Source organism: Sphingobium sp. MP9-4 (genome assembly GCF_005281675.1).
GTDB classification, from domain to species: domain Bacteria; phylum Pseudomonadota; class Alphaproteobacteria; order Sphingomonadales; family Sphingomonadaceae; genus Sphingobium; species Sphingobium yanoikuyae.
Map to the genome: position 1 here is coordinate 63,417 of NZ_LUFI01000071.1, position 21,528 is coordinate 84,944.

General features: G+C 64.9%; 26 protein-coding genes. 9 read left to right on the forward strand and 17 right to left on the reverse strand.

What is annotated here, in order from left to right; translation table 11 throughout:
• Window positions 1-119: 119 nt before the first annotated feature.
• Window positions 120-1,052: an ABC transporter ATP-binding protein gene (locus A0U87_RS21265; RefSeq protein WP_048937016.1), complete on the forward strand. Its 933-nt coding sequence runs from the start codon at window positions 120-122 to the stop codon at window positions 1,050-1,052.
• Window positions 1,049-1,819: an ABC transporter permease gene (locus tag A0U87_RS21270; RefSeq protein WP_037518912.1), complete on the forward strand. Its 771-nt coding sequence runs from the start codon at window positions 1,049-1,051 to the stop codon at window positions 1,817-1,819. The genes A0U87_RS21265 and A0U87_RS21270 overlap by 4 nt, the downstream gene beginning before the upstream one ends.
• Window positions 1,820-1,883: 64 nt before the next feature.
• On the opposite strand, the gene A0U87_RS21275 is transcribed toward A0U87_RS21270, so the two are convergent.
• The 5 genes from A0U87_RS21275 to A0U87_RS21295 form a co-directional block, all read right to left on the reverse strand.
• Window positions 1,884-2,204, reverse strand: coding sequence for a hypothetical protein (locus A0U87_RS21275; protein WP_004212065.1), 321 nt, complete (start codon window positions 2,202-2,204; stop codon window positions 1,884-1,886).
• Window positions 2,205-2,317: 113 nt separating this feature from the next.
• Entirely contained in the window at window positions 2,318-3,628 is a 1,311-nt protein-coding gene (locus A0U87_RS21280; protein ID WP_107917692.1) for an MATE family efflux transporter, read from the reverse strand.
• A 118-nt stretch (window positions 3,629-3,746) separates the two neighbouring features.
• Entirely contained in the window at window positions 3,747-4,676 is a 930-nt protein-coding gene (locus A0U87_RS21285) for a DUF808 domain-containing protein (protein ID WP_048937014.1), read from the reverse strand.
• Window positions 4,677-4,794: 118 nt separating this feature from the next.
• On the reverse strand, window positions 4,795-5,037 hold the full coding sequence (locus A0U87_RS21290; RefSeq protein WP_048937013.1) for a hypothetical protein: 243 nt from the start codon (window positions 5,035-5,037) through the stop codon (window positions 4,795-4,797).
• Window positions 5,034-5,393 carry a hypothetical protein gene (locus tag A0U87_RS21295; RefSeq protein WP_048937012.1) on the reverse strand — a complete coding sequence of 120 codons (360 nt, stop codon included), beginning with the start codon at window positions 5,391-5,393 and terminating at the stop codon, window positions 5,034-5,036. The genes A0U87_RS21290 and A0U87_RS21295 overlap by 4 nt, the downstream gene beginning before the upstream one ends.
• Before the next feature lie 103 nt (window positions 5,394-5,496).
• Between A0U87_RS21295 and A0U87_RS21300 the strand changes: the two genes are divergently transcribed.
• Entirely contained in the window at window positions 5,497-5,766 is a 270-nt protein-coding gene (locus A0U87_RS21300; RefSeq protein ID WP_048937011.1) for a hypothetical protein, read from the forward strand.
• A gap of 2 nt (window positions 5,767-5,768) precedes the next feature.
• On the opposite strand, the gene A0U87_RS21305 is transcribed toward A0U87_RS21300, so the two are convergent.
• On the reverse strand, window positions 5,769-6,665 hold the full coding sequence (locus A0U87_RS21305; protein WP_234415593.1) for a LysR family transcriptional regulator: 897 nt from the start codon (window positions 6,663-6,665) through the stop codon (window positions 5,769-5,771).
• A gap of 132 nt (window positions 6,666-6,797) precedes the next feature.
• Here A0U87_RS21305 and A0U87_RS21310 point away from each other — a divergent pair, with 132 nt between their 5' ends.
• Window positions 6,798-7,550 carry an SDR family oxidoreductase gene (locus A0U87_RS21310; protein ID WP_048937055.1) on the forward strand — a complete coding sequence of 251 codons (753 nt, stop codon included), beginning with the start codon at window positions 6,798-6,800 and terminating at the stop codon, window positions 7,548-7,550.
• 78 nt (window positions 7,551-7,628) lie between these two features.
• Here the strand turns inward: A0U87_RS21310 and rplI are convergent, their stop codons facing one another.
• Genes rplI through rpsF form a run of 3 tightly spaced genes read right to left on the reverse strand, consistent with a single transcriptional unit; the run spans window position 7,629 to window position 8,881 of the window.
• Window positions 7,629-8,225: a 50S ribosomal protein L9 gene (gene rplI, locus A0U87_RS21315; RefSeq protein ID WP_004212072.1), complete on the reverse strand. Its 597-nt coding sequence runs from the start codon at window positions 8,223-8,225 to the stop codon at window positions 7,629-7,631.
• 13 nt (window positions 8,226-8,238) lie between these two features.
• A complete protein-coding gene (gene rpsR / locus A0U87_RS21320; protein WP_004212076.1) occupies window positions 8,239-8,463 on the reverse strand; it encodes a 30S ribosomal protein S18 in 225 nt (74 codons plus the stop codon).
• A gap of 13 nt (window positions 8,464-8,476) precedes the next feature.
• Entirely contained in the window at window positions 8,477-8,881 is a 405-nt protein-coding gene (rpsF, locus tag A0U87_RS21325) for a 30S ribosomal protein S6 (protein WP_004212077.1), read from the reverse strand.
• A gap of 246 nt (window positions 8,882-9,127) precedes the next feature.
• On the opposite strand from rpsF, the gene A0U87_RS21330 reads away from it, so the two are divergent.
• Window positions 9,128-10,531 carry a GntP family permease gene (locus A0U87_RS21330; protein WP_122928106.1) on the forward strand — a complete coding sequence of 468 codons (1,404 nt, stop codon included), beginning with the start codon at window positions 9,128-9,130 and terminating at the stop codon, window positions 10,529-10,531.
• A gap of 55 nt (window positions 10,532-10,586) precedes the next feature.
• Here A0U87_RS21330 and A0U87_RS21335 read toward each other — a convergent pair whose 3' ends face one another.
• From A0U87_RS21335 to A0U87_RS21365, 7 genes are all read right to left on the reverse strand, one after another.
• Window positions 10,587-10,940 carry an RcnB family protein gene (locus A0U87_RS21335; RefSeq protein ID WP_010335400.1) on the reverse strand — a complete coding sequence of 118 codons (354 nt, stop codon included), beginning with the start codon at window positions 10,938-10,940 and terminating at the stop codon, window positions 10,587-10,589.
• 177 nt (window positions 10,941-11,117) lie between these two features.
• Window positions 11,118-11,834, reverse strand: a complete 717-nt coding sequence (locus tag A0U87_RS21340; protein WP_048937009.1) for a CPBP family intramembrane glutamic endopeptidase — start codon at window positions 11,832-11,834, stop codon at window positions 11,118-11,120.
• A 25-nt stretch (window positions 11,835-11,859) separates the two neighbouring features.
• Window positions 11,860-12,051 (reverse strand): hypothetical protein, encoded by a 192-nt coding sequence (locus A0U87_RS21345; RefSeq protein ID WP_048937008.1) that lies wholly within the window; start codon window positions 12,049-12,051, stop codon window positions 11,860-11,862.
• 110 nt (window positions 12,052-12,161) lie between these two features.
• On the reverse strand, window positions 12,162-13,367 hold the full coding sequence (locus tag A0U87_RS21350) for an ABC transporter permease (RefSeq protein ID WP_004212085.1): 1,206 nt from the start codon (window positions 13,365-13,367) through the stop codon (window positions 12,162-12,164).
• Window positions 13,367-14,089, reverse strand: a complete 723-nt coding sequence (locus tag A0U87_RS21355; protein WP_017501185.1) for an ABC transporter ATP-binding protein — start codon at window positions 14,087-14,089, stop codon at window positions 13,367-13,369. The genes A0U87_RS21350 and A0U87_RS21355 overlap by 1 nt, the downstream gene beginning before the upstream one ends.
• A gap of 4 nt (window positions 14,090-14,093) precedes the next feature.
• Window positions 14,094-15,641 carry an efflux RND transporter periplasmic adaptor subunit gene (locus A0U87_RS21360; RefSeq protein ID WP_053094327.1) on the reverse strand — a complete coding sequence of 516 codons (1,548 nt, stop codon included), beginning with the start codon at window positions 15,639-15,641 and terminating at the stop codon, window positions 14,094-14,096.
• Entirely contained in the window at window positions 15,631-17,082 is a 1,452-nt protein-coding gene (locus tag A0U87_RS21365; RefSeq protein ID WP_048937006.1) for an efflux transporter outer membrane subunit, read from the reverse strand. Before A0U87_RS21365 ends, A0U87_RS21360 begins: the two co-directional genes overlap by 11 nt.
• Before the next feature lie 190 nt (window positions 17,083-17,272).
• Here A0U87_RS21365 and fabD point away from each other — a divergent pair, with 190 nt between their 5' ends.
• The 3 genes from fabD to fabG are packed head-to-tail and all read left to right on the forward strand — an operon-like array spanning window position 17,273 to window position 19,768.
• Window positions 17,273-18,208, forward strand: coding sequence for an ACP S-malonyltransferase (gene fabD / locus A0U87_RS21370; RefSeq protein WP_048937005.1), 936 nt, complete (start codon window positions 17,273-17,275; stop codon window positions 18,206-18,208).
• Complete coding sequence (locus A0U87_RS21375) at window positions 18,205-19,026, forward strand: crotonase/enoyl-CoA hydratase family protein (RefSeq protein WP_048937004.1); 822 nt, start codon at window positions 18,205-18,207, stop codon at window positions 19,024-19,026. Before fabD ends, A0U87_RS21375 begins: the two co-directional genes overlap by 4 nt.
• Window position 19,027: 1 nt before the next feature.
• Window positions 19,028-19,768 carry a 3-oxoacyl-[acyl-carrier-protein] reductase gene (gene fabG / locus A0U87_RS21380; protein WP_004212094.1) on the forward strand — a complete coding sequence of 247 codons (741 nt, stop codon included), beginning with the start codon at window positions 19,028-19,030 and terminating at the stop codon, window positions 19,766-19,768.
• Between the two features lie 17 nt (window positions 19,769-19,785).
• Here the strand turns inward: fabG and A0U87_RS21385 are convergent, their stop codons facing one another.
• Window positions 19,786-21,009, reverse strand: coding sequence for a glycosyltransferase family 87 protein (locus A0U87_RS21385; protein WP_048937003.1), 1,224 nt, complete (start codon window positions 21,007-21,009; stop codon window positions 19,786-19,788).
• A gap of 207 nt (window positions 21,010-21,216) precedes the next feature.
• On the opposite strand from A0U87_RS21385, the gene A0U87_RS21390 reads away from it, so the two are divergent.
• Entirely contained in the window at window positions 21,217-21,450 is a 234-nt protein-coding gene (locus tag A0U87_RS21390; RefSeq protein ID WP_004212096.1) for an acyl carrier protein, read from the forward strand.
• Window positions 21,451-21,528 lie beyond the last annotated feature (78 nt).

A 21,528-nucleotide genomic window follows, 5' to 3' on the forward strand; every position in this document is an offset into this window, starting at 1 on the left:
CATTACCGGCTTCAATCTTTTTCCAATATGTTGCTCCGCTTCGCTATTTGCCGCGCAGCCGGTTGCATGGCGCGGTCCGCCTCCTATCTTGCCGACACAAGGAAAGGGGGCGCTGCCGCATGGCATCCATCATCGAAATCAAGGGCCTGACGAAAAGCTATGCGTCGGGCTTTCAGGCGCTCAAGGGCGTCGACCTGAATATCGAGGAGGGCGAGATTTTCGCGCTGCTCGGCCCCAATGGCGCGGGCAAGACGACGATGATCTCGATCATCTGCGCCAATGTCCGCCCCTCTGGCGGCACCGTGACGGTCGCCGGCCATGACATCATCCGCGACTATCGGGGCGCGCGCGCTGCGATCGGACTGGTGCCGCAGGAGCTGAATACCGACCAGTTCGAGCGGGTCATCGATACCGTCACCTTCAGTCGTGGCCTGTTCGGCAAGCCGCGCAACGACGCCTATGTCGAAAAGGTGCTGCGCGACCTGTCGTTATGGGACAAGCGCCACAACAAGATCCGCGAACTGTCCGGCGGCATGAAGCGCCGGGTGATGATCGCCAAGGCGCTGAGCCATGAGCCGCGCGTGCTGTTCCTGGACGAGCCGACCGCCGGCGTCGACGTCGAATTGCGCCGTGACATGTGGAAGCTGATCGGCGAACTGCGCCAGACCGGCGTCACCATCATCCTAACCACCCATTATATCGAGGAGGCCGAGGAAATGGCTGACCGGGTGGGCGTCATCAACCATGGCCAGTTGATGCTGGTCGAGGACAAGACCGCGCTGATGGAGAAGCTGGGCAAGAAGACGCTGTCGATCATGCTGGCCGAGCCGATCGAGGCGCTGCCGCCCGAACTGGCCGAATGGGATGTGGCGCTCAAGGCGCAGGGGCAGGAGATCGAATATCTGTTCGACACCCGCGCCGAACGCACCGGCGTCTCTTCGCTGCTACGCAAGCTGGGCGATCTCGGCATCGGATACAAGGATCTCAACACGCGGCAGAGCAGCCTGGAGGATATTTTCGTGAGCCTGGTCCATCAGGAGAAAACGGCATGAACGGCCCGAATCTGCGCGCGGTCGCCGCCATCTACAAGTTCGAGCTGCACCGGTTCCGACGCACCTGGCTGACCGGCCTGCTGGTGCCGGTCATCACCACCTCGCTCTATTTCATCGTGTTCGGCGGGGCGATCGGATCACGCATGACGCAGATCGACGGCATTCCCTATGCCGCCTTCATCGTGCCGGGCCTCATCATGATGTCGATGTTCACGGAGAGCATCTTCAACGCCAGCTTTGGCATCTACATGCCCAAATTCACCGGCACCATCTATGAGCTGCTATCGGCGCCGGTGTCGGCGATGGAGACGGTGATCGCCTATGTCGGGGCGGCGGCGACCAAGGCGCTGATCGTCGGCTTCATCATCTTTGCCACGGCCCATCTGTTCGTCGATCTGCCGGTGGCCCACCCCTTTGCCATGGTCGGCTTCATGCTGCTGATTGCCGTGAGCTTCTGCCTGTTCGGCTTTATCCTGGGCATCTGGGCGCAGGGGTTCGAGCAGTTGCAGGTGATCCCGCTGCTGATCATCACGCCGATGACCTTCCTGGGCGGCGCCTTCTACTCGATCCACATGCTGGCCGAGCCGTGGCGCACCATCACTCTGTTCAACCCGATCGTCTATCTGATCTCGGGCTTTCGCTGGACCTTCTTCGGCAAGGGCGATGTCGGGATCGAATTCAGCCTGTTGTTCGTGGGCGGCATGCTGGCGCTGTGCCTCGGCATCATCGCCTGGGTGTTCCGCACCGGCTATCGGCTCAAGAAGTAAGGATACGAAAAGGGCGGCCAATGGCCGCCCTTCTTCATTCGGGTCGATGCGATGCCAATGCCGATCAGGCGGCGGCGCTCTGCGGATCGACCGCGAACAGGGTCACGCCCTTATATTTGTCGTCGCCCTGGTCATAGAGGCCGTGCATCGCCTCGAACGTCTCGTCCAGAATCTCGACGTCGCTCAGGCCCGCCAGCTTGAACGTGCCCAGCTTCAGCTCGCGCGGCGGGCGGCCGTCGCGGTCGGTGGTCACGGCGTCCATGAACATCTCGTCATGGCGCGTGTAGAGGATGTGCGGGGCCAACGTGACGACCATCTTGTTATAGGTCGCCTTGAGGCACTTCTGAAGCGCGATCGCTTCGAAGATAGGGGTCGGAGAGTCCATGATGGGCCGCCCATATCAAGAAACACGGCCCTGTTTCAATTGCTTTGTGCGTCGCACCATGTGCCTGCCGTGCAACCGGCCGGATTTTCACGACGAATTGTGCGGCCGTTTTACTAGCGCAGAACCAGGCCCAGCCGATCGCGCAGCGACCAGCGCGCGATCAGCAGGATCGCCACCGTGCCGAGGCCTGCAGCCAGGCCGAACCAGATGCCCACGCCATGCAGTCCCATCGGGAAAGCGAGCAGGGCGCCGACGCCGATACCGATGATCCAGTAGCCGAAAAGCGCGAAGATCATCGGTACCTTGGTATCCTGGATACCGCGCAGCACGCCGGCGCCGACGGCCTGGGCCGCATCGACCAGCTGGAACAGCGCGGCGACCGCCAGGAAGCTGACCGCCAGATTGGCGGTGGCGAGATTGGCCGGATCATGGACGTCGAGGAAGATCGACACCAGCGGTCGCGGGATCAGGACCAGCATCAGCGCAGCCGCCATGGCGAAGCCGGTGCCGACGATCAGCGCCAGCCAGCCGGCCCGACCGATCGCGGCGGGATCGGATCGGCCATAGGCGACGCCGACGCGCACGGTCGCGGCCTGACCAATGCCCATCGGCACCATGAAGACCAGCGAGGCGATCTGGATCGCCACGGCATGGGCGGCGAGCGATTCCCGGTCGATCAGCCCCATCAGGAAGGCAGAGGCATTGAACACCGTGACTTCCAACCCCAGCGTGATCGCGATCGGCAGGCCCAGCGTCCAGACGGCGCGCTGCCGGTCGCGGTCACGCGTCCAGAAGCGGCCCATCAGCCGATAACGGCGGAATCGGCGATCGACCAGGATGACGGTCAGCAGGCCGAGGAACAGGAAGGTCGAGGACAGGGTGCTGGCGATGCCGGCGCCCAGCAGGCCGAGCGCGGGCAGGCCCAGATGGCCGAAGATCAGAGCCCAGCCGACCAGCACGTTGAACGGGATGGCGAGCAGCATGATGATGAGGCCCCAGAGCGGGCGCTCCAGTGCCGAGATGAAGTTGCGTAGCGTGGTGAAGCAGAGGAAGGGCAGCAGCGCCCATTGCATGCCGCGCATCAGATGGCCGGCTTCGCGCGCCAGGTCTGGCTCCTGCCCCATGGCGCGCAATATCGCCTCGCAATGCCACAGGATCAGCCAGGCCGGCAGCACGAAGAAGGCGGCGGCGCGCAGCGTCTGGTGGACCGTGCGGCGCACGTCGCGCACCGAATGGCGGCGACGGCCGCGTTCGCTGGCGATCAGCGGCGCGGCGGCGGTGACAAGGCCGAGGCCGAAGATCAGCAGCGCGTTGAACAGGTTGATCGCCAGCGCCCCGGCGGCGACCGCTTCCGCGCCCAGTCGTCCGACGAGCAGCAGATCGGTCGCTGCGATCCCCGACCAGGCGACATTGCCCGCGATCATGGGAATGGCGAGCGTGACGAGCGCGCGCGCCTCGATGCGCCAGGGGGAAGATTGGGTCACTTGGAAGGTCCGGAGCGAGGGAACGCCGGCAAAGGCGCGGGCGCTCCCCTTAATCGCCTCAGTGCTTCTTGAACAGATGCAGCACGGCAACGATGATGCCGCCGATCACCAGGCCGACAATGCCCGCGCCGATCGCGTTCACCAGCCAGTCGATCACTGGCGCGATCGCGGGCACGGCATGGGCGGCGCCCTCGGCCAGATGATGGATCGTGCCGGGGATCAGATCCCAATGGAATTCGTGCAGGCCATGAACGATCAGGCCGCCGCCGACCCACAGCATCGCCGCCGTGCCGACCACGCCCAGCACGCTCATCACGACCGGCATCGCCTTTACCAGGCCGCGGCCGATGGCGCGCGTTGCCGCGCCGCTGCGTTGGGCGAGGTGCAGGCCGATATCGTCCATCTTCACGATGAAGCCGACCACACCATAGACGCCGGCGGTGATCGCGATGGCGACGACGACCAGGATGATCGCCTGTTCCCAGATCGGTTCGCTGGCGACAGTGCCGAGCGCAATCGCCATGATCTCGCCCGACAGGATGAAGTCGGTGCGGATCGCGCTGGAGACCTTCTGGTCCTCCAGTTCCTTGGAAGTCAGGGTCGCGGCGGCATCCGCCACCTCGTCATGGCCGCCCTGGATCGCCTCCATCAGCTTCTCCGCCGCCTCGAAGCAGAGGAAGGCGCCGCCCAGCATCAGCAGCGGCGGCAGCAGCCAGGGGGCAAAGGCGCTGAGCGCCAGTGCCGCCGGCAGCAGGAACAGCAATTTGTTGCGCAACGATCCGCGCGCGATCTTCCAGATGATCGGCAGTTCGCGGTCGGGCGATAGGCCCATGACATAGTTGGGCGTCACGGCGGTATCGTCGATAACGACGCCGGCGGCCTTGGTGCCGGCCTTGCCGGCGGCAGCGGCGACATCGTCCAGCGACGTGGCCGCCATCTTGGCGATACCGGCAACATCGTCGAGCAGCGCGATCAGACCCGAAGGCATGGTTGAATAATTCCCCTGTTGAAACGGATGGATATCATCCGTGCGCGCTTCTTAATGCGCGGGCAGGGTGGGGGCAATGGAGCGATGATTGCCGGTTCGTGACCAGGCGTCGGCGATATCAGTAATTGCCGGGCGGATCGCTGGCGGGGAAGGACTCGTCGGACTGTTCATCGACCATGTCCCAATTGCTGTCGTTCGCCTGCGGCCCGGCGTCGCGGACGATGCCGGACGAGCCGACCGGGCCGCGATCGTCCAGATCATCGGCGGCGGCACCATCATCTTTGCTGGCGCGTTCCTTCAGGCTCTTCCAGGCAACGGCGCCTAGGCCGGTCAGGAAGGCCAGTTTCAGCAATCCCCTCATGGTGTCTCCTTCGGTGAACTGTGAAGATGGACCCACTTGGCAGCGTCCTGGTCGATGCCTTCGGGAGGCAGGCGAATTTCGCCCTCCTCGTCCGCGCTGCCGGGATGATCCTCGTCCGCGCCAGTCATGCCGGGCGGAAAGATGGTCCAGCGCTGCTGCAAGGCGGTATCGATCATTGCCTGCCAGGCGGTGACGTCCCCCGTCTCGCGCATTGCCGGATCGGGCTCCTTGAGCATCGCCAATATGCTGGCGGCATCCTCGACCCAGTAGGGCCAATTATGCGTTGCCCCGGCGGCGAGGTGCCGGGCGAGGCGCTCAAGCAGGGTACGTTGATCCATGGTATCTGGAACGTTCATGGCGACTCTCCGTTCCTCATTTTCTCGCCATGCAACTTAATGGCAATCCTCGGGAAATGCCTGTCGGTATTTGAACCGATATGGGACAAAAAAGGAGGCAGACATGCCCATAGGCGATAAGCGCCGCTATACTGACAAGCAGAAGCGCAAAGCCGCGCATATCGCGCAAAGCTATGAAGAGCGCGGCATTTCGCATGACGAGGCGGAGGCGCGGGCCTGGGCGACCGTGAACAAGGATTCGGGCGGCGGCAACCTGTCGGGATCGGGGCGGGGCAAGCCCGACAGTCATGCCGCCGAACGGCGTAAGACGGCCGATCGATCGGCGGCGGCGAAGAAGGGCTGGGAAACCCGCCGCCGACGGGCGCAGGGCTGAAATCAGGGTGAGAAGATATCGCCGTTGCTGAAATGCGCGGCGAGATGATCGATCCAGGCGCGGACCAGCGGCGGCAGCCCGGTGCGGGTGGTGAAGACGAGATGGACGATCCCCTCCTGTGCCTGCCATTCCGGGAACGGCAGCGCCAGGGCGCCCGAGCGCAGGTCGGCCATGCAGACATGATCGGGCAGTAGCGCTACGCCCAACCCGGCAATGGCGGCACGGCGGATGGTCTCGAAATCGCCGCAGTTCAGGCGCGGATGATGCTCGATCGACCGTGTCGCACAATCGAGGCCTTCCAACTGCCAGCTCACCGCGCCATCCTCCCCCGATGAACTGAGCGTTGGCAGGGTTGGCAGGGCATCAATATCCTTGCCGGCGACCTGATTGGCAAGCGCGGGGCTGGCGACCAAGATGCGGCGGCTGCGCGCCAGCGTGCGCATCGTCAGTTCCGCGTCGGTGTCCAGCCGGGTGCGCACGCGCAGGGCGACATCGATCCGCTCGCCGATCAGGTCGACGGGCCGATCGACCGCGACGATCTGCACATGGCCCTTGGGATAGAGCGTCAGGAAATCGGGCAATATGGCGGCCACGAACGGGGTGAGGCCGGTCGGGCAGGAAAAGCGGACGGTGCCCTTGGGTTCGCTGAGGCTGGCCTCGACCAGAGCTTCGGCGCGCTCGGCAGCGGCGACGGCGATACGGCACTGGTCATAGACCGACAGGCCAAGCTCGGTGACCCGGAAACGGCGGGATGAGCGTTCGATCAACCGCACGCCCAGTCGCTGTTCCAGCTCCGCAACCCGGCGGCTGAGTTTCGACTTGGGCAGGCGCAACGCGCGGCCGGCAGCGGCAAATCCACCGTGGGTCACAACCGCCGCAAACAGACGAAGATCATTCATATCCTGCATGCCATCGTTCTAATTATGGAACGAAGGATGTCAATTTTGCCGTCTAAAGCGAAAATCGTTCCAGGATTATTTCCAATGCCACAGGCGGTGCAGGGTGTATCGCCGGACAGAAAGGAAATGATCATGGCACGCAAATTGGAAAACAAGGTGGCCGTGGTGACCGGCGGCACGACCGGCATCGGCCTGGGAATCGCGCAGGAACTGGCCGAAGCCGGGGCCAGGCTGTTCATCACCGGACGGCGGCAGGAGGAACTCGACGCGGCGGTCCGCACCATCGGCCATGGCGCCGTCGGCGTGCAGGGCGACGTGACCCGGTTCGCCGATCTCGATCGCCTCTATGATGTCGTGCAGCAGCATGGCGCACAGATCGACATATTGGTCGCCAATGCCGGCGGCGGCAGCTTCCAGCCGATCGGCGCCATTACCGAGGAGGAATTCGACCGGACCTTCGGCCTGAATGTGAAAGCCACGCTGTTCACGGTGCAGAAGGCGCTGCCGCTGCTGCGCGACGGGGCATCGATCATCCTGACCGGATCGACCGAGTCGGTGCGCGCCTTGCCGGCCTTCAGTGTCTATGGTGCGACCAAGGCGGCGATCCGAAATTTTGCGCGGCACTGGATCCTTGACCTCAAGGACCGCCATATCCGGGTCAACACGATCGCGCCGGGTGCGACCCGCACGCCGGGGCTGCAGGGCCTGACCGCCGATGATGCCGAATGGCAGGCGCTGGAAGGTGGTCTGGCCTCGCAAATCCCGCTCGGCCGGCTGGCCGACCCGCGCGAGATCGGCAAGGCGGCGCTGTTCCTCGCCTCCGATGACGCCAGCTATGTCAACGGCGTCGAACTGTTCGTCGATGGCGGCTTCGCGCAGATTTGAGCCACAGCCGCTCTCTTCAGGACAACAAAAAAGCCGCCCGGTGACGGGCGGCTTTCTCGTTTGTCAGAGCGAAGAGGCTCAGGCTTCTTCGGCCGGGGCTTCTTCCGCCTCGACGGCGATTTCGCCCGGCTCGGCGTTCGGATCGTAATCCTCGGTGAAGCCGGCTTCGTCCTTCTCGAACAGGTCGGCCATCACGTCGACGCCCTGCGCCTGCAGTTCGGCTTCTTCCGGCGAGCGGGCAACGTTCACCGTGATGGTAACGGCCACTTCCGGGTGCAGCGCGACCTTGACGTCGAAGACGCCCAAGGTCTTGATCGGACGCTCCAGCACGACCATCGCCTTGGAGACGTTGGTCACGCCATCGGCGTGCAGCGCGTCGACGACGTCACGGACGGCGACCGAGCCGTACAGGTGGCCGGCGTTCGACGACTGGCGGATCAGGACGATCTGCTTGCCGTTGACGCCTTCGGCAGCCTTTTCGGCGTCCGAACGACGAGCGGCGTTGTCGGCTTCGATCTTCGCGCGGTTGGCTTCGAACACGGCCTTGTTGGCGGCGTTCGAACGAAGAGCCTTCTTGTTGGGCAGCAGGAAGTTACGAGCGTAACCATCCTTCACGGTGACGACGTCGCCGATCGCGCCCAGCTTTTCGATGCGCTCAAGGAGAATGATTTCCATGGGTCTTTCTCCCTTACTTCACGATGTAGGGCAGCAGGCCCAGGTGACGGGCGCGCTTGATGGCCTGGGCCAGCTCACGCTGCTTCTTGGCGGACACCGCGGTGATGCGGCTGGGGACGATCTTGCCGCGCTCGGACACGAAGCCCTGCAGCAGACGGACGTCCTTGTAATCGATCTTCGGCGCATCCTTGGCGGCGAAGGGGCAGCTCTTGCGGCGGCGGAAAAACGGGCGTGCCATGTTTCAGATCTCCTTATTCGGCAGCCGGGGCTTCTTCGCGCTCACGGCGCGGGCCACGGTCACCACGGGGGGCACGGTCGCCGCGTTCGGCGCGTTCCTGCTTGCGCATCATCACCGACGGACCGGCTTCCAGCTCTTCGACCTTGATGGTCATGTAGCGGATGATGTCTTCGTTGATCTGGGTCTGACGCTCCAGCTCGGCAATCACGTTGCCCGGTGCGTCGATGTTCAGCATGACGTAGTGCGCCTTGCGGTTCTTGGCGATCTTGTACGCGAGCGAACGCAGGCCCCAGGTCTCGACCTTGGTCACCTTGCCTTCATTTTCCTCGACGATCTTGGTGGCGGTTTCCGCCAGAGCGTCCACCTGCGCCTGTGCCAGATCCTGGCGCGCAAGGAACACATGCTCGTAAAGAGCCATGGGTATTGCCTCATCTGTTGGCCGATCGCTGACGCCCACCCCATGTGGAACGCCCCTCCGGCTGTCGTCTCAAGCATTCGAAATCGTCCGACGTCCGAATCCGGGGCCGAGCGAAGGCGCGCCTATGACGGAAAAGCGGGGGAAAGGCAAGCGGCATCGGTGCAGCCATGGGCGGCAGCGGCCCTGCTTGCAGTCAGGCTTCACCTGTCTCTATCCTGCGCTTCAGAAAATGAGAAGGAGAGACGGATGGCGGTCGCGATCGCGGCACTGGCGCTGATCTTGCTGATGCTGGCGGCCTATCGCGGCATGAGCGTCATACTGATGGCGCCTTTGCTCGCCATGCTGGCGGTGTTCCTGACCGATCCGGCGACAGTGCCCACCGCCTTTTCCGGCCTGTTCATGGACAAGGTCGCCACCTTCCTGAAGCTCTATTTTCCGGTCTTCCTGCTTGGCGCGCTGTTCGGCAAGCTGGTCGAGATATCGGGTTTTTCCCGCGCGATCGTGACGGCGGTGATCGGTTTCGTCGGCGCGGGGCGGGCGATCCCGGCGATCATGATCGTGACGGCGCTGCTGACCTATGGCGGGGTCTCGGTCTTCGTGGCGGTGTTCGCCGTCTACCCCTTCGCCGCCGAGATGTTTCGCCGCGCCGATATTCCCAAGCGGCTGGTACCCGCGACCATCGGCCTTGGCGCGCTGACCTTTACCATGGATGCGCTGCCGGGCACGCCGCAGATCCAGAATGTCATTCCGGCCAGCTTCTTTGGCACCACTGCCTGGGCGGCGCCGGTGCTGGGCATGATCGGATCGGTGGTGATCGCGGCGGCGGGCCTTGCCTATCTCAACTGGCGCCGTCGGTCGATGGCGGCGGCGGGGGAGGGCTATGGCGCGCCCGAAACGCTGGTCAACGAACCCGATCGGCAGGAGGAGGCGGTGACCGTCCACCCGCTGGTCGCCCTACTGCCACTGCTGGTGGTGGGGCTTGGCAATCTGGCGTTGACGCTGCTGATCCCGCGCATCACCGGCGGGGCGGAAGAGGTGAGTATTCGGCTGGCGGGTCTGCCCGGTCCGGTGACAGCGAAGGTGACACAACAGGCGGCGCTGTGGGCGGTGGAGGGGGCGCTGCTGCTGGGCATCGCCACCATCCTGATCTTCGCTTTCCCGATCGTGTCACGGCGCTTTGCGGAAGGGTCGAAGGCGGCGGTCGGCGGCGCCTTGCTGGCGGGGATGAACACGGCGGTCGAATATGGCTTTGGCGGAGTGATCGCGGCGCTGCCCGGCTTCCTGGTCGTCAAGGACGCGCTGAAGGCGGTGCCCAACCCGCTGATCAACGAAGCCATTACGGTGACGACCCTGGCCGGCATTACCGGGTCGGCGTCGGGCGGCCTGTCGATCGCGCTGGCGGCGATGGCGGACCAGTTCGTGGCGGCGGGCGATGCGGCGGGTATCCCAAGAGAGGTGCTGCATCGGGTCGCGTCGATGGCATCGGGGGGCATGGACAGCCTGCCGCACAATGGCGCGGTCATCACCCTGCTGGCGGTGACGGGCCTCACCCATCGTCAGGCCTATAAGGACATATTCGCGCTGACGCTCATCAAGACGATGACCGTCTTCGTCGTGATCGCCGTCTATTATCTGACCGGGCTGGTGTGAACGCGAAAGCGCCCCGGAGCGGTGGCTCCAGGGCGCTTTTCAGGAAGTGGGGCGCTTAGCGGATGGCGCCGGCGACGACCGCGCCGATGATCCCGCTGGTGATCGCGACCAGCACCGCGTCATTGCCCGAGCGGACCCAGTGATAACCGCGCGGCGGGGCCGACAGGCGATAGCCGCGATAATTGTCGACGACCCGGTAATTGGTCGCATAGCGGCGATCGAAGCGCTGGCCCTTGGCCCAGTGGCGATCGTTGCGCACCACCGTCTTCTTCTGGACGACGGTGCGGTGCGGACCTTCCTTCACGACCCGGACGGTCTCGCGATGGGGCGCGGCCTGGGCCTGGGCGGTGACGATCGGGCTGGCGGCAACGGCGGTGGCGGTCAGGGCCAGGATGATCTTCTTGAACATGTCTTCACTCCTCTTGTTTCAATCGAGGGCGCCGCTTCCGGCGTCGAAGACAGAGATAGGCCGCGCTTGTCGCAAGCCTGTCCCAAGGGTGGGGCAGTTTTGTCGGAAATTGTATCAAAACCCGATTTAAGCTGAATATCGGTTCAGAAATGGCGATTTTTCAATGCCTTGTTCGACTCACAACATCAGCGAGATGGCATTGCCGAAATTGTGCAGCAGGATCGGCAGCAGCAGGCTGCCGGTACGCAGGCGCAGCCAGACGGCGAGTAGCGAGGGGATGGCAGTAAGCGCCATCACCATCGGGTCAAAGCTGAAATGGCCGCCCGAATAGCTGAACGCATGGGCGAGGCCAAACAGGCCGCAGGAAAGCAGGGCGCCCCAGCCCCAGTCGACGCCGAGAAAGCGAACCCGCCGGGTAAAGGCGCGATCGAGCGCGAAAAGCAGAATGCCGCGATAAAAGGGTTCTTCCTCCAGCCCCGGCATGGTGAGCTGGAAGGCGATTTCCTCTGCGCTGCTGGGATCGTCGGGGAAATAGAGCGCGAGCGCGGTGAAGAAGGCGCAATAGAGGAGAGCCACGGGCAGGGCAGCGGTCAGGCTGCCGCGTGCTTGCCGGAGGGTGAGGCCGACCCGCTTCCAGCCGAAGGCGGGCAGGGATGCGACCAGCAAAGTGAGGGCGAGGGCTAGCAGCTTGCCCTGCCAGTTCCAGTCGGCAGCAGGGATGAGGTCGGGGATATGGCGATAGGCGCGGGTCAGCAGCGCGTCATTGGCAGCGACCAGGGCGACGGCAACCAGCAGCCAGCCAGGCCGAAAGCCGCGCCGATCGATCAGGCCGATCGCACCGCCCGCGGCCAGCAGCAGCGCCAGCGTGCCGAGCAGGCCGATGACGCCGTTCATGCGCGCCGCTCCGGCGCGCGGCGGTTCAGTCGGTGGAAGTGGGCAGAGAGACGGGGGGCAGGGGCGTGGCGGTGACGGTCATGCGGGCGAGCAGGATGGGATGATCCTTGCCCTCCAGCAATTGTGCCGTCTGCGGTGCCTGCGCGTCGGCAAAGGGTGTGAGGCTGACCCCGAGCAGCAGAGCACTGCTGATGAGGCTGGCGGCGATCATCTTCATGGAGGCATCCCTTCCACAGCGCCGGGGCGGCGCCATGGAAGGAGGGATCAGGCAGAAGATGTCGCAGCATTATCCCGGATAACCGCCCTTTTGTCGGAAAATGTATCAGCCTATTCGTGCCGCAGCGCGTCGATCGGGTTCAGGCTGGCCGCCCGGCGGGCGGGGAAATAGCCGAACACCACGCCGATCGCCGCCGAAAAGAGGAAGGCGATCAGATTGACCTGCGGATCGAAGGTGAAGGGCACCTTCATCAGCGGCGCGATGCCGACCGATGCGATGAGCGCAATGACCAGGCCGATCAGGCCGCCCATGCACGATAGCACGATCGCCTCCACCAGAAACTGCATCAGCACTTCGCGCGCGACCGCACCGATGGCGAGGCGGATGCCGATCTCGCGGGTGCGTTCGGTCACCGACACCAGCATGATGTTCATGATGCCGATGCCGCCGACCAGCAGGGATATGGCGGCCACCGCCGCGACGATCTGGGTCAGGATGGTGGTGGTGCCGGTCAGCGTGTCGCTGATCTGCTTGGTGTCGAAGACGTTGAAATTATCCTCCGCGCCAGCCTTGATCTTGCGGCGTTCGCGCATCAGCTGTTCCAGGCTGTCCTGCACGGTCGCGCTGTCATAGGCGTCGTCGACCGCGACCATGATCTGGCTGATGTCGCGATCGCCGGTGAAGCGGCGCTGGACGAACTTGATCGGCATGACGACGACATCGTCCTGGTCGCCAAAGCCGCCCTGGCCGCGGGTCGCAAGCACGCCCACCACCTGACAGCTGACGCCCTTGATCCGCATCCGCTTGCCGATCGGGTCATTGCCCTGGAACAGGTTGGTGCGCACCGTATTGCCGATGATGCAGACCGATTTGCCGGCCTCTTCCTCGTCCGGCATGAACAGCCGGCCTTCCGACACATTCCAGGACTGGACCTGCGAATAGGCGGAGGTCGTGCCATAGACGGTGGTCGACCAGTTATTGCCTTCATAGATGGCGGTGCCGCTCGACTGGACCACCGGCGCCACGGCGCGCACGCCGGTCAGCTGGTTCTCGATCGCGGTCAGGTCCGCTTCCTTGAAATTGGGCGGGCGCGGCCCGCCGCCGCCACGGCCAAAGCCCTGGCCGGGTCGCAGTTGCAGCACATTGGCGCCGAGCGAGCTAATCTGTTCGCGCACGGCGGCGGTCGCGCCATTGCCCAGCGTCACCATGGTGACGACGGCGGCGACGCCGATGATGATGCCGAGCGTCGTGAGGAAGCTGCGCATCTTGTGCCGGTTGATCGCCCGGAAGGCGAGGATGACGGTGGTCCCCAGCATCAGCCCACGGCTCCCTTCTGCGGTCCGCCCAGGCCCTTTTCGATCCGCTCGACCAGACCATCCTTGAAATGGACGATGGTGCGGGCAAATTCGGCCATGTCGGGTTCGTGCGTCACCATCAGCACGGTGATGCCGCTATTCTGGTTGAGGTCGGTCAGCAATTGCATGATTTCCACCGACCGTTCGGAATCGAGATTGCCGGTCGGTTCGTCGGCCAGCAGCACATCGGGCTGGGTGACGATGGCGCGGGCAATGGCAACGCGCTGTTGCTGGCCGCCGGACAGTTCGGCCGGCGTATGGTCCCACCAGTCCTTGAGGCCCACCTTGTCGAGCGCGGCCATGCCCATGTCGTAACGGGTCTTCTTGTCCTCGCCGCGATAAAGCAGGGGCAGCTCGACATTTTCGAGCGCGCTGGTGCGGGCGAGCAGGTTGAAGCCCTGGAACACGAATCCGAGATAGCGGCGGCGCAGCAGCGCGCGCTGATCGCGGTCCAGCGTCTCGACATGGCGGCCCTTGAACAGGAACTGCCCGCCCGATGGCACGTCGAGGCAGCCCAATATGTTCATCGTCGTCGACTTGCCCGAGCCCGAAGGCCCCATGACGGCGACGAAATCACCCTGCTCGATGTCGAGGTCTATGCCCTTGAGTGCCTGAAAGGCGGTGGGGCCGCTGCCGAAGATCTTGGTGATCCCCCGCAGCGAGATGATGGGATCGGCGGCCATGGGATCAGGTTCCGCTCTGCCGGCCGGTGCCCCGGCTTTCCGCGCCGCTGCTGCCCTGCGGGTCGGCGGGCGTCGAGGCGACCGGGGCGGTCTGGGGCGCGGCATCGCCCGAATTGCCAAGCGACTTGACGCTGGCGGGGCTGCCGTCGGCGGCGGGATTGCGCGGGCGATCCTTCGTGTCGCCAGCGGCGGGGTCTGCCTTCTGGTCCTCGGCGGGCTGCTGCGCGCCGGCGGCAAGCTGGCCGGTGATGACCTTCATGCCGGGCTTCAGGTCGCCGCCGGTGATGACGGTGCGCGATCCGTCGCTGGCGCCGACGGTCACCTGGATCGCCTTGGGATCGCCCTTTTCGTCGAGGACATAGAGGGTCTGGCTGCTGCCCGCGCCGAAATTGACCTGGCGGTTGGCACCGCTGCGGCGCATGCGGCCGGGGCCGGGCAGGACGCTGGTGATGCCGCCGCCTGATCCGGCACCGCTGCTGGGCTTGAAGCGAAGCGCGCTGTTGGGGACGAGCAGCACGTCATGCAGTTCCTGGGTCACGATGTCGGCGGTCGCGGTCATGCCCGGACGCAGGGTTTCGTCCGCATTATCGACCGACAGCACGGCGGTATAGGCGACGACCGTGCCGGTCGAGCTGCTGGTCGTGCTGGTCGAGGACGAGGAGGACGAACTGCTGCTGGAGCTGTTCGACCCGACATTCACCCGCGTGACCTTTGCCGGGAAGGTGCGGCCGGGGAAGGCGTCGACGGCGAAATTGGCGGTCTGGCCTTCCTTGACCTGGCCGACATCAGCTTCGTCCACCGATACCTCGACCTCCATCTTGGTGAGATCCTCGGCGATGGTGAACAGCACCGGCGCATTGAGCGAGGCGGCGACGGTCTGGCCCGGCTCGATGTCGCGCGACAGGACCACGCCGGTTACCGGCGAGACGATCTGGGCGATCGAAAGGTTGGTCTGGGCGGTCGACAGCTGGGCGCGCGAGACATTCACCTGCGCCTGGGCCGAACGAAGGTTGGCGAGCGCGCCATTATAGTCGGCGCGGGCCGAATCCAGTTCGGTCTTGGCCGGCACCTTGCCACCGGAAAGCTGATAGACGTTGAGCTGGCGGTCCAGTGTCGCCTTGGCCAGCGCGACCTGCGCCTGCGCCTGGGCGACGCCGGCCTGGGAGGAGGCGACCTGGGCCTGCGTCTGGTTGATCGTGTCGACCAGGCGGCGGGTGTCCAGTTCGGCGAGCTTCTGCCCCTTGGTCACGCGATCATTGACGTCGACATAGACGGCGGTGATCTTGCCCGACTGTTCGGACCCCACATCGACCTGGTTGATCGGCTTCAAATTGCCGGTCGCCGACACGCTGACTGTCAGGTCGCCCTGGCGCGCCTCGCGGGTCGCATAATTGGGCTTGTCATCGCCGGCAAAGCAGCGGGCGACAAGCAGGACGAGGATCAGCAGCACGACGCCGATGGCGCCGCGGATAAGCCATTTGCGATGCGGCTTTTCCGGCTTGGCGCCCAGAAAGTCGTTGAGATCCTGATCGGGGCTGGCGTCATTGCTCATGGGGGCGGTCATCCATATTCTGCCAGCCGCCACCCAGCGCATTATAGAGCTGGGCGATGGCCAGGATCTCGTCCGATTGGGCGCTGGCAAGGCTGTTGCGGGCGTTCAGCAACGTGGTTTCGCTGCTGGACAGGGTCTGGAAGTCGATCAGGCCGGACTGATACTGGCTGCGCGCCAGGATTGCGGCATTGTTCGACGCTTCGTAAGCGGTGGCGAACTCGATCTTGCGCCGGCGGGCGCTGTCGAGCGAGGCCATGCCATTTTCGACATCCTCCAGCGCGCCGAGGACGCTCTGCTTGTAGGCGGCGAAGGCGCCGTCGGTCGCCGCCTTCTGCGCGCGAACCTGCGAGGCGAGGCGGCCACCATCGAAGATGGTCTGGGCGACATTGGCAAAGACGCCGCCGGTGATGAGGTCGAACAAATCCTTGAAGGCGTTCGACGTGGTGCCGATGTTGCCGCTGATGCCGAGCGAGGGATAGAGCTGCGCTTGGGCGACGCCGATCCGTGCGGTGGCGGCGGCCAGCGCCCGTTCGGCGGACCGCACATCGGGCCGCTGGCGCAGCGTATCGGCCGGAATGCCGGTGGCGATGTCGGTTGCGGCGGTGGGGATCGGTGCCGGCGTTTCGAGCGCGCGGGTCGCGTCGCCCGGCGCCTGGCCGGTCAGCACGGCGATGCGGTTGAGGCTGCCCTTCAGGCTGGCTTCGAGCTGGGGGATGGTGGCGTTGGTCTGGGCGAGCTGGGCTCTGGCCTGCTGCTCGTCGAGCGAGGAGACCAGCCCGGCCTGCAACCGCCAGCGGGCGATGTCGTAATTGTCCTGCTGCACCTTCTGCGTCTCGCGGGCGATGCGCAGCTGTTCCTGTGATGCGCGCGCCTGGACATAGTTGGTGACCAGTTCGGAAATGATGGTCATCCGCACATTGGCGAGGTCATAGCCGGACGCGGCAAGATCGGCCCGCGCGGCTTCGGCCGATCGCGACAATTCGCCGAACAGGTCGATCTGCCAGCTGGCATTGGCGCCGGCCGAATAGCTGCTGGACCAGTTGCTGGCGCCGGTGGAGATGACGTTGCCGCTGTCGTCGACACGGGTGCCGCCGGCCTGGCTGCGGTAATTCTTGCCGCCGCTGGCCGATCCGTTCACCTGCGGCAGGAAGGCGGCATTGGCCTGGCGCAGGGATTCCCGCGCCTGCCGCAGCCGTGCCTGCGCCTGGACGATGTCCAGGTTGCCGGCGATCGCCTGATCGATCAGGCCGGTCAGCGTCGGATCGTTGAGCCGCGTCCACCAGGTGGCGAGGGTGGCGTCGTCCAGCGCGGCGCCGCTGCCCTGGCTATAGCCGGCAGGCACGCCCAGCGCGGCGGATTGCGGCGCGTGATAGTTCGGTCCCGCCGCGCAGGCGGACAGGGCAAGCACCGATCCCGTGAGCCATGCAATGCGATATCGCACCTTTTCCTTGCACTCCGTCGTCGTTAAAGGGGCCAGCAATATTCCCCCGGAGAGACAGGGGGCAGGTATGTCAGGTCGTTACGTGCCGAAAAGCAATGTACGCCTCAATGCCATATATGTCTCAAAGTGTAACGTGCGTGAATTCCCGTGTTTTTCCCAGGAAAGACACCAGTAGATCAGAGGATGGAAGATGAGGGCATTTCTTTTCCCGGGCCAGGGTAGCCAGTCGGTCGGCATGGGCAAGGCGCTGGCCGAGGCAAGCCCGGCGGCAAAGGAACTGTTCCAGGAAGTCGATGACGCCCTGTCGCAGCATCTGTTCCGGATCATGGTGGAAGGCCCCGAGAGCGACCTGACCCTGACCGAGAACGCCCAGCCGGCGATCATGGCCAACGCGCTCGCCACGCTGCGCGTGATGCAGAAGGAAGGCGGCTTCAGCTTGGCTGACAAGGGTGATTATGTCGCGGGTCACTCGCTGGGCGAATATAGCGCGCTCTGCGCGGTCGAGGCGTTCGACCTTGGCACCACCGCCCGCCTGCTCAAGCTGCGCGGTCAGGCGATGCAGGCCGCCGTGCCGGTAGGCGAGGGTGCGATGGCGGCGCTGCTGGGCGCCGACATCGAAAAGGCGCAGGCGCTGGCCGATGCCGCGGCCGAAGGCGAAGTCTGCACCGTCGCCAACGACAATGATCCCAGCCAGGTTGTCATTTCCGGTCACAAGGGCGCGATCGAGCGCGCCGTCTCGCTGGTCAAGGATTATGGCATCAAGCGCGGCGTGCTGCTGCCGGTGTCGGCGCCCTTCCACTGTCCGCTGATGCAGCCGGCCGCCGATGCTATGGCGGAAGCGCTGGCGAAAGCGACGATCAACGCGCCGCTGCTGCCGGTCTATGCCAATGTGCTGGCCGCGCCGATCAGCGACACGACCGACATTCGCGAGCGTCTGGTCGAGCAGGTCACCGGCCGCGTCCGCTGGCGCGAGTCGATCGGCGCGATGTGGGACGCGGGCGTCACCGATTTCGTCGAACTGGGCGGCAAGGTGCTTGGCCCGATGGTCAAGCGCATCGCGCCCGACGCCACCGTGCGCAGCGTGGTGACGATGGACGATATCGAGGCGGTGCTGGGCGCGCTGTGAGCGAGAGCCCGGTCCTTAGCCCCCCCGTTCTAACCCAGCGCGACGGGGCCGTCCTGACGGTCACGCTGAACCTGCCCGACCGGCGCAATCCCATCTCCGATCCGGCGATGGTGGATGCGCTGTGCGACGTGTTCGAGGCGGCGGACCGGGATGCGAGCATCCATGTCGCGATCCTGACCGGGGCGGGCAGTGCCTTCTCCTCGGGCGGCGATCTCAACGCGATGCGGCCGGATGCCGGCGGGCTGCGCTCCAGCCTGCCGGCGCAGACGCGGCGCAATTATCGCGCGGGCATCCAGCGCCTGCCTCTGCTTTTCCAGGCGATCGAGCTGCCGGTGATCGCGGCGGTCAATGGCCCGGCGATCGGCGCGGGGCTGGACCTGGCCTGCATGTGCGACCTGCGCATCGCGGGGCAAAGCGCGCGTTTCGCCGAAAGCTTCGTGAAGCTAGGCCTGGTGTCGGGCGATGGCGGGGCCTGGTTGCTGCCGCGCATCATCGGCTTTTCCAAGGCGTCGCAGCTGTCGCTGACCGGCGAGACGATCGACGCGGGCGAGGCACTGCGGATCGGGCTGGTCGGCGAGGTTGTGCCCGATGCGGAGCTGATGACGGTGGCGCGGGCGCAGGCCGATGCGATTGCCGCCAACCCGCCGCATGCGACACGGATGACCAAGCGGCTGCTGCGCGCGGCGCAGACGGCCGAACTATCACAGATACTGGAAATGGCGGGCGCCATGCAGGCGCTGGCCCACGCGACCGCGGATCATGACGAGGCGATCACCGCCTTCTTCGACCGCCGGCCGCCGCACTTTAAGGGAGACTAGAATGTTCGATCTGACGGGAATGACCGCGCTGGTGACTGGCGCTTCGGGGGGCATCGGTTCCTCCATCGCCAAGGCGCTGGCCGCGCAGGGCGCCACGCTGGCGCTGTCGGGCAGCAATGAGGAGAAGCTCAAGGCCTTTGCGGCCGAACTGGGCGGCGACCACAAGACCTTGGTCTGCAACCTGTCCGACCCGGCCGCCGTCGACGCGCTGGTGCCGCAGGCGGTGGAAGCGCTGGGCGGCAAGATCGACATCCTGGTCAACAATGCCGGCATCACCCGCGACAATTTGATCCTGCGCATGAAGGACGAGGAATGGTCGCAGGTGATCGCGGTCAATCTGGAAGCTGCCTTCCGCCTGTGCCGCGCCGCCGCCAAGCCGATGATGAAGGCGCGCTTTGGCCGCATCATCTCGATCACCTCGGTCGTGGGCGTCACCGGCAATCCGGGCCAGTCCAACTATTGCGCGTCGAAGGCCGGCATCATCGGCATGTCAAAGTCGCTGGGCCAGGAACTGGCGAGCCGCGGCATCACCGTGAACTGCGTGGCCCCCGGCTTCATCCGGTCGGCCATGACCGATGCGCTGAACGATGCGCAGAAGGGCACGATCCTGGCCAAGATCCCCGCTGGCGATCTGGGCGATGGCGACGATATCGGTGCGGCGGTCGCCTATCTGGCGAGCAAGGAAGCAGGCTATGTCAACGGCCAGACCCTGCACGTCAATGGCGGCATGGCGATGATCTGACCGACCGGCAGGGGCGGTCAGGCGATCTTCGTCCGGCCGGGCAGACTATAAGCGAGCGCGCCGTCCAGCAGGATGGCGCGTCGCATCGCCAGCGCCAGCACCGCGATCGCGGCGATCAGGTTGACCGGCACATGGGTCCATTCCGACACGGCCCGGCCGAACAAAGGCGCCATCCAGGCATAGGCCAGCCAGCTTCGTTCCCAGCCAAGCACGCCGCGCTTGCCCATGTCGGCGGCGACGAAGGCGATCGCCATCCCCAGCAGCACATAGTCATAATCGAGCACATAGGGTGTGCAGAGCAGGGCGGCGCTGAGCGCAGCGGCGCCCCGCACTTCCATCGTCCCACGGCGGGCGACCAGCGCGGCGATGCCGATGGCGATGGCTGTCACCAGGCCCTGCACCACATAGGCGGCTGGAATGCTGCCGCCCCATTGGCGAATGGCGGCAAAGGGGCTTTGGATCTTTTCCCAGCCGGTGGCACCATTTTCGATGATGATATGCTGCGTCAGGGGCAGAGAATCGATGAACGCCTGCCACACCGGCCAGCCCCAGATCAGCAATGTCAGCAGGCACAGGCCGGCCGAGGTCAGACCGGCGGCCAGGAAGGCGCGGGCATTGCCGCGTGCGATGATCAGCACAGGGATCAGCACCGCAAATTGCGGTTTGTAGACCAATGCGCCCAGCAGCATGCCGGCGATCCAGGGACGTCGGTCGAGCAGGGCCATGCCGCCGCCCAGCAGGCCGGCGGTCATGAACGCATTCTGGCCATGGCCCAGGCACACCATCACCACCGGCGCACCGAGCGCGATGAGCAGCGCGTCGCGCTTACCCAGCAGGACATGGCGGACGACCATCAGCGCGCCGGCCAGCGTCAGTCCCTGCCACAGCAGCAGGGCAGGGGTGTAGGGGATTTGCGCCAGCAACGTGGCCAGGATCAGGAAGGGCGGGGGATAGTGCCAGCCATAGAAAGGGATGGCGGGATCATGATGGATCGCCTTCTGCACTTCATGATGGGCGGGCCAGTTCCATGCCTGGGCGGCCTGGCCATGGTCGGCCATCCATCCCGCCGTCCAGACGTTTGAAAAGTCGGTGCCAAGCGGTCGGCCAAGCGAATCTACCGTGCCATGGGCCGTCGCGAACAGGTGGGCAAGGCCGATCAGCGTTGCTGCCAGCATCAGCCAGGCGGTCATTCTTGCCCGTTCCGGGGTGATGAACTGGTCGGGGCACAGGCGGTCGATCATCGCTGTTGACTGGCACAAGCGGCTGAAATTTTGGTAAACAACCCGTTGTTTCCGGGTTTTTTCCGGCTTTTTATTGCCGAAACGCACCTGTCCCTCCATCTAGGGGCTTGGCGGCCTTCCCTCTTGCCTCTATCGGGGCTTGGCACTAGGGCAATGCCTTAACGGTTATTCAGAACCACCAACGATACCCAGTAAGAAGGACCACTCATGAGTGAGACCGCGGATCGCGTAAAGAAAATCGTCGTCGAGCATCTGGGCGTCGAAGCCGAGAAGGTGACCGAGGACGCCAGCTTCATCGACGATCTGGGCGCAGACAGCCTGGACATCGTTGAACTGGTGATGGCGTTCGAAGAAGAATTCGGCGTCGAAATCCCGGACGATGCGGCTGAGAAGATCGCCACCGTCAAGGACGCGATCGACTATATCGACAGCAAGGCCTAAGGGCTTCGCGGCCTGCCCTCAGTGGCGGGCCGCCCTCCTTGCACAAGGATTGGCTCCTCCTGTCCGGTGATCCCGGAG